The organism is Odoribacter sp. AF15-53 (assembly GCF_003479425.1).
In the GTDB taxonomy this organism is placed as follows: Bacteria; Bacteroidota; Bacteroidia; order Bacteroidales; family Marinifilaceae; genus Butyricimonas.
On record NZ_QUHC01000013.1, the window covers coordinates 67357 to 74819 of the forward strand.

Here is a 7463-nt window from a genome sequence, read left to right on the forward strand (position 1 = left end):
ATGAAATTTGATACAATCATCATCGGCGGCGGTTTATCCGGCTTAATCTGTGGCATTTACTTGTCCCGACAAGGACAACGCTGCGCGATCATATCTTCGGGCCAAAGCGCCTTACACTTCTCCTCCGGGTCTTTCGATTTACTGAACAGCCTCCCGGACGGGACAAAAGTCTCGAAACCGCTGGAAGCAATCCAAGAACTCGCGCAACAAGCTCCCACGCATCCTTACACGAAACTCGGAACCGACAAATTCAAAGAATTAGCCGGACGAGCCGAAGATTTTCTGAAAGATATCGGGATTTCAACACAAGGGAGCTACCGGGAGAATCATTACCGGGTCACTCCCATGGGAACCTTGAAACCCACTTGGCTCACGTTAAAAAATCTACTGACAAGTGACAACGAAAAAAGGCTACCCGTACACAACCCAAGCATATTCAATGTTACCGGTTTTCTTGATTTTTACACGCAGTTCATTGCCGACGAATTTCAAAAAATAGGAACAAAATGTAGCATACATTCCATTAATTTCCCGGACCTCGAACACTTGCGCAAGAACCCGACAGAAATGCGTTCCGTGAATATCGCCAGAGTATTCGACAAGCAGGAAAACATGGAAGAACTCGCCCGCATACTGAAAGCCGAAAGCAAGGACAGCGACGCGATCATATTGCCCGCTATCACGGGACTAAATCGGGATCAAATGGTGGAATACCTGCAAAAGGAAACCAACAAACCGGTATACCTTTTGCCAACATTACCGCCTTCCGTTCCCGGAATCCGGACTCAACAGAGACTTCGCTCCGTGTTCCAGCAAAATGGCGGGGTATACATGCTGGGCGACACCGTTTCACATGCCGAAAGAAAGGGAAATCGTATTAGCCGGATTTACTCTGTCAATCACGGGGATATCCCTTTTATCGGGCAAAATGTAGTTATAGCCACCGGAAGTTATTTCAGTCAAGGCTTGATTGCCACTTCCGACCAAGTATACGAACCGATCTTCAATCTGGATGTCACGTTTGCCTCCGACAGGGAGCAATGGTACAACAGCGACGCCTTCGCCGCTCAACCCTATCAAACATTCGGAATCAAAACCGACAAGGATTTCCGCGGAATACAAAAAGGCGAAATCCTGGAAAATCTCTACGCGACAGGCGCCATTCTCGAAGGCTTCAATCCCCTCAAAGAGGGTTCCGGAGCCGGTGTATCCATTTTGAGCGCGATGTATATAGCAGAACAGATTTTAAGTAAATAAAGAAGCCATGAATCTCCAACAACACAATATCAGCGACAACAACTTCGAGCAATGTATCAAGTGTACGATATGCACCGTTTACTGCCCCGTGGCAGCGGTAAATCCCAATTACCCGGGACCGAAACAAGCCGGCCCGGACGGGGAGCGTCTGCGGTTGAAAAAATTCAATTTCTACGATGAAGCATTGAAATATTGCATCAACTGCAAAAGATGCGAAGTTGCTTGCCCGTCGAACGTGAAGATCGGAGATATCATTCAAGCCGCACGCATCAAGTACGCCGAGAAGAAACCGAAACTCCGGGATTTCATTCTTGCCAACACGGATCTGGTAGGCACGCTATCCACCCCGTTCGCCCCTATCGTGAACACGGCTTTGGGATTAAAACCGGTGAAGGCGATTCTTGACGGGGTAATGAAAATAGATCACCGACGCTCCTTCCCGAAATACGCTTTCGGAACATTCGAAAGCTGGTACAAGAAAGTGGCGGAGCAACAAGCCGCTTACCCGAAACAGGTAAGCTATTTCCACGGGTGCTACGTGAACTACAACAACCCGCAACTGGGAAAAGATTTAATCAAGGTAATGAACGCTTTCAGCATCGGGGTTCAACTCCTGGAGAAAGAGAAATGCTGCGGGGTTGCCTTGATTTCTAACGGATTGATCAACCAAGCCAAAAAACAGGCCCGGACAAATATAAACTCCATACGAAAATCCGTGCTGGAGAAAAAGATGCCGGTAATCGCCACCTCTTCCACCTGCACGTTCACGATCCGGGACGAGTACCCACACTTGCTGGACATCGACAACACGGACGTGCGCGACGAAGTGGAATTAGCTACCCGATACATCTACCGCTTGTTGAACCAACAGAAAACAAGCCTGAATTTCAAAAAAGGACAAAAAATCAAAGTGGCCTACCACACGCCCTGTCACATGGAAAAGTTGGGTTGGGCTTACTATTCGATCGAGTTATTAAAATTAATCCCGAATATCGAGTTAACGATACTGGATTCACAATGTTGTGGTATCGCGGGCACTTACGGGTTCAAGAAAGAGAACTACAAAACCTCTCAAGATATCGGTGAATCTTTATTCAAACAAATCGAAGCGCTCGATATTGATTACGTGGTTACCGATTGCGAAACCTGCAAATGGCAAATCGAAATGTCGACCAGCAAACGCTGCGAACACCCTATTTCAATATTAGCCAACGCATTAGAATAGAAAAACAAAGTTTCTATTCGTAAATTATATTTCTATTTCGCAAGCATAAAATAAAAAATCAAAACAAAAACGCAATTTTAATCGGTATTTATTTTGATTTAAAAAATTTACTTTCTATTTTTGTTGTGCAATGAAATTAATTAGTTACGAAATGCAAATATTATTGATTTCAAACTATAATTTCAAAAGCGTAGTGCGTTTGTAACACAATAACACATAACGTCATGAACCGAAAAGATAACGTATTCATATCATCGGAATACATTGACAGTCTTCAAGTATTGGGAAGAACATTTATTTCCTCCACTTTACAAGCCGTCAAAATAAACATGAAAATCTTTTTAAGTATCTGCGACATCGTGATTTTAGGTTACATTTTCAAAAGGAATTCGAAACTTTATCTTTTAAAGATAAAATCATAAACACAAATAAATTACAAAACGTGTGCGAATTAACAGTTAAATCATAAAATCTAACAACATGTGGAATTTTCTAAAACCGGAGCCTCACAGGCCGTTACTTCCGAAAGAAGAAATTGACCCGACGTACAAACGTTTACGCTGGGAAGTTTTCATCGGTATCTTTATAGGATACGCTGGTTACTACATCGTGAGAAAGAATTTTTCTATGGCGATGCCCTTTCTGACTGATCCAGCCGGCCCTTACGGGTTTGACAAGGGATCGTTAAGTATCGTGTTATCACTGAATGCCGTTGCTTATGCCTTGTCGAAATTTTTGATGGGTAGCGTATCCGACAGAAGTAACGCACGAGTTTTCCTTCCCCTCGGACTGGTTCTAGCAGCCTTATCCATGATGTTCATGGCTGTTCCGATTGAACTATTCGGGGCAAGCACCACGTCGATCGTGATCATGGCCGTTTTGAACTTCCTGGTTGGATGGTTTAACGGGATGGGTTGGCCTCCTTGCGGACGTGTCATGACTCACTGGTTCTCGGTAAAAGAACGCGGGACGAAAATGTCTATCTGGAACTGCGCCCACAACGTGGGAGGCGCGCTTGTAGGCCCGATGGCCGTTTACGGTGCCATGTGGTTCGGTTCTTGGTTTTATGGAGCTGACAGCGCGAAATATTTCATCATAGGTACTTATATATTTCCCGCGGCAGTAGCACTGTTTATCGCCTTGCTGGCTTACGTTATGATTCGCGACACCCCACAATCCTGCGGGTTACCGACGATCGAAAAATGGCGTAATGATTATCCCAAAAATTATAGCGAGAAACAAGAGGAAGTTCTCACGACAAAAGAAATCTTCTTCAAATATGTACTCAATAACAAGATGTTATGGTTTATTGCTATCGCTAATGCTTTCGTTTACATGGTACGCTACGGTTGTCTCGACTGGGCTCCTACTTACCTGAAAGAAGCACAGGGTTATGATATCAAAGAGGCTGGCTGGGCATATTTCGCCTATGAATTCGCGGCAATTCCCGGAACTCTTGTCTGCGGCTGGTTGAGTGACGTGGTGTTCAAAGGACGCCGGGCAATCACGACGATCATATTCATGGTACTTGTGGCCGTGTTCATTTTCCTTTACTGGCAATTCTCCGACAACTACACGATCGTAACACTTTCTTTGATCGCTATCGGGTTCTTCATCTACGGGCCGGTGATGTTGATCGGTGTTCAAGCCCTTGATCTTGCCCCGAAAAATGCAGCCGGAACATCAGCCGGATTAACAGGATTCTTCGGATATTTCTTCGGGACAGCAATTCTGGCAAACGTGGTGATCGGTTACGTGGCTCAAAGTTCATTCGGTTGGGACGGGACATTCATACTATTACTTTTAGCGTGCGTTTTATCCATCGTGTTTGTCGGATTCACTTACAAAGAAGAGAAATACCTTGTTGAAAACAGAAAATAACAAATACCAAATAAATCAAATCTAATAAATTATGGTTAATAAATCATGGAGTATTGCGATGGCATGTGGTATAGCTTTGGCTTTCATGTCATGCGAAAATCAGAAATTTAATGACACGTTTGTAGATTCAGAGCGTGTGCATGTAGACACTCTATCTACCGAATTGCAAAAAGTTAGGGATTATGTTCCCCAATATGCCGTGGTAGCTCACCGTGGTTCTACTTACTGGACCCCGGAAGAAACAGAAGCAGCTTATCGCTGGGCTCGTGAAATGGGAGCTGATTACCTGGAATGCGACATGCAGGTTTCCAAGGACGGTGTTATCTTGGCTTTGCATGACACGGATCTGAAACGTACGACAAATATCGAGGATGTTTTCGGTGAAAGATTCCCGGAAAAGACCCGGAGAAAATATTACAGCCTTTTAGGTTACACACAACAGAAAATTGACTCTTTAATCAAAGCAGACCGGGAAGCATTCGTCCCGAACTATCCTTGCTCTTATACTTATTACGAATTGATGCTTCTGGATGCCGGAACATGGTTTAACCAAGACGCTGTCAGCCAAGAACAAGGACGTGCAGGTTTCTCCACAAACCACCAGTACATCTCAACGCTTCAGGACTTGATCATGTTCTCCAAAGGTTACAAATTAGAAAGATACACCGCTGACGGTCAAGCCGGAAGTGATGTAGACATCTGGGGTAACGACACGGAGAATGAAAGAGTTGTAAGAGAAATGACAATCACCCCCGAAGTATTCAACAACCCTGTAAACTTTGGTGTAAAAGACAATGTAATCCGTTATCACTTCGGCTACGTCAAAGATGATAAAGACGTAAATGGCAACGCCCTTAGCGGTAACCTACCGGGAATCTACATCGAGTTCAAGGAACCGTGGTTAAACCCGTCGAACTTCGAGCAAATGGTATACGATGAATTGCAAATGAAAAATGTTGAAGCCGATTTCCCGGGAGAAAAATTCAACATGAACATCATCGCCGGAGGTAACGAACCGGAAAGCAATCCTTTCTACAAAGACGGTAAAATCAACGTGGGTAACACGAACGGTAAAGTTATTCTTCAAACATTCTCATTACAAAGTTTAACCCGCGTGTGCGATCTTTTCGACGGTCAGGTTCCGATGTGCTTCTTGTTGTGGTTAGGGACCGGTGCGACCGACTTAACTTACGACGATCCTCAGGGATACGCTTCATTCATCAACTTAGGCGTGCAATACAAGGCTCACTACATCGGACCGTGTATCTCAGGAGCCCCGAACAACTACCCGGAATTAAACTACCCGTGGCAGCATAATTTGATCCATCGCGCTAAAATGAAAAATCATCCTTATTCTTTCGATACTTATGACCAGATGGCCAAATATTTCGGTCAATATAACTGGGGTGCAGAAGGTGGTTCTCGTTACCAAGCTCCTTACCTGGATGCGTTCTTCACGAATCACACGGACATGAGTCTGCAGTACATGGTTGACTTCGGGTACAGAGAAGCTCCCGCTCCAACCGATATTCCGGACGCCCGTGAAGTATTGGACAAATTAGGTTATAACAAATAATTTTTAATTGATTATTGTAATGAAGAAACACATATTATTACCTGCCATGATGGTAGCCGCCATGCTGTCTACCAATGCAGTAAAGGCTCAAGAAGATGTAAATCCCCTGTTGAAATATATCGACAAAGAGAATGATTTGAAAGCTAGTATCGGTGGTCGTATGTTCGCTGACGTGGCTTACTACCACACGGAATGGACCCCGATGAAATCAGGAGCCGCGATCACGGACGCACGTATCCACGCCGCATTAACCTACGGCAAATTGTATATCTACGCGGACTTCGGTTTCGGAAACGGCAAATTCAGCCAGAAGAACCTGTTCGCTCAATACAAGTTCAAAGAAAGCGAGAACGGCATCCACCTGGTAAAAGCCGGGTATTATAATGAACCGTCAAGCATGAGTATGATGACCAGTTCATACAACTATCACTTCATCACCCGCCCGTCCGTATCACAAGCATTAGCTCCCGGTCGCGCGTTAGGTGCTACTTACAAATTCTTCAGCCAACATTTCTTCGCTGATCAGGGTATTTTCGCCCAAATGAAATACAACGAGCAAGAAGAAGGATACCAAGGATTCAGCTTGAGCGGACGTTGGTTATGGAAACCGGTGAACAACAACGATCTGACCGTGCAATTCGGTACCGGATTACGTTACGAAAGAATCAACGGTGGTGAAGTTTACCAAGACGGTGTTTACAAAACCAATATGCACGTGGCTGCCAACATGCAGACTTACGTGGACGAGACGACCAAATTCTTGAGTTGTGATCTTCCCTGGGCTAAAAACGCGTTTACTCTGAACCCCGAGTTTTTGGTAAAGAGCAACCGGATGTTTGCCCGCGGAGAATTTACCTGGAAAAAAGTATGGAAGGATCGTGACGATCAAACTTTATTCGAAAGCCAACTAGGAGGCCAACAAAGCTGGGGGAACCTTGAAGGTTGGAGAAGCGGTAACAAATTACGCCCGACGATCCTGAATGGTGGATACGTGGAATTGGGTTATTTAATCTGCGGAAACGGTTACACCTATGACGACGAATACGGTTTATTGAAAGGCATGGGCGACAAAGGTGGTTTGGAAGTTGTAGCTCGCTACTCTTGCACGAACTTGTCGGACATCACGAAAGGGGATATCTTCCTGATCGGTAACCACAAATTCTACCCGAACGGGAAAGTTGTTGACTATCCTTATTCATCCAGTATCGACGGTGGTACAATGCACGCCGTAACCCTCGGTTTGAACTACTCTTTCAACCAGTACATCAAAATCATGGGAGAATACCAATACGCTAACTTGAGCAACGTGTATTTCCCGGATGACAAGAATTTCAATCAATTACAATTGCGTGTAATGTTTGCTTTCTAAAACAACGTATAGCTAATACTAAAAAAGAACCGATCTTTACAGGTCGGTTCTTTTTTTATCATTAAAGAAGCGTTGATAATCAGCTTACTTTATTTTGAGCCTTTTCATCAAACTGACGTTATTTATAATTCCACGTACTCGCTCGGTGAAAATTG

Annotated in this window: 5 protein-coding genes; all 5 read left to right on the forward strand. The window is 44.4% G+C overall.

Going from position 1 to position 7463, the window contains the following annotated elements:
- The 5 genes from glpB (at window position 1) to DWW52_RS18460 (ending at window position 7308) form a co-directional block, all read left to right on the forward strand.
- Window positions 1-1257: a glycerol-3-phosphate dehydrogenase subunit GlpB gene (glpB, locus tag DWW52_RS18435; RefSeq protein WP_118717137.1), complete on the forward strand. Its 1257-nt coding sequence runs from the start codon at window positions 1-3 to the stop codon at window positions 1255-1257.
- A 7-nt stretch (window positions 1258-1264) separates the two neighbouring features.
- Window positions 1265-2482 carry an anaerobic glycerol-3-phosphate dehydrogenase subunit GlpC gene (gene glpC / locus DWW52_RS18440; RefSeq protein ID WP_118717139.1) on the forward strand — a complete coding sequence of 406 codons (1218 nt, stop codon included), beginning with the start codon at window positions 1265-1267 and terminating at the stop codon, window positions 2480-2482.
- Window positions 2483-2962: 480 nt separating this feature from the next.
- Window positions 2963-4363: a phosphoglycerate transporter protein PgtP gene (pgtP, locus tag DWW52_RS18450; RefSeq protein ID WP_118717142.1), complete on the forward strand. Its 1401-nt coding sequence runs from the start codon at window positions 2963-2965 to the stop codon at window positions 4361-4363.
- Window positions 4364-4394: 31 nt separating this feature from the next.
- Window positions 4395-5939, forward strand: coding sequence for a glycerophosphodiester phosphodiesterase family protein (locus DWW52_RS18455; protein ID WP_118717144.1), 1545 nt, complete (start codon window positions 4395-4397; stop codon window positions 5937-5939).
- Between the two features lie 19 nt (window positions 5940-5958).
- Window positions 5959-7308 (forward strand): porin, encoded by a 1350-nt coding sequence (locus DWW52_RS18460; RefSeq protein ID WP_118717146.1) that lies wholly within the window; start codon window positions 5959-5961, stop codon window positions 7306-7308.
- Window positions 7309-7463 lie beyond the last annotated feature (155 nt).

Bases quoted from the DNA above. Each gene is read 5' to 3' on its own strand.
- glpB (WP_118717137.1), top strand. From the start codon at position 1: ATGAAATTTGATACAATCATCATCGGCGGCGGTTTATCCGGCTTAATC.
- glpC (WP_118717139.1), top strand. From the start codon at position 1,265: ATGAATCTCCAACAACACAATATCAGCGACAACAACTTCGAGCAATGT.
- pgtP (WP_118717142.1), top strand. From the start codon at position 2,963: ATGTGGAATTTTCTAAAACCGGAGCCTCACAGGCCGTTACTTCCGAAA.
- DWW52_RS18455 (WP_118717144.1), top strand. From the start codon at position 4,395: ATGGTTAATAAATCATGGAGTATTGCGATGGCATGTGGTATAGCTTTG.
- DWW52_RS18460 (WP_118717146.1), top strand. From the start codon at position 5,959: ATGAAGAAACACATATTATTACCTGCCATGATGGTAGCCGCCATGCTG.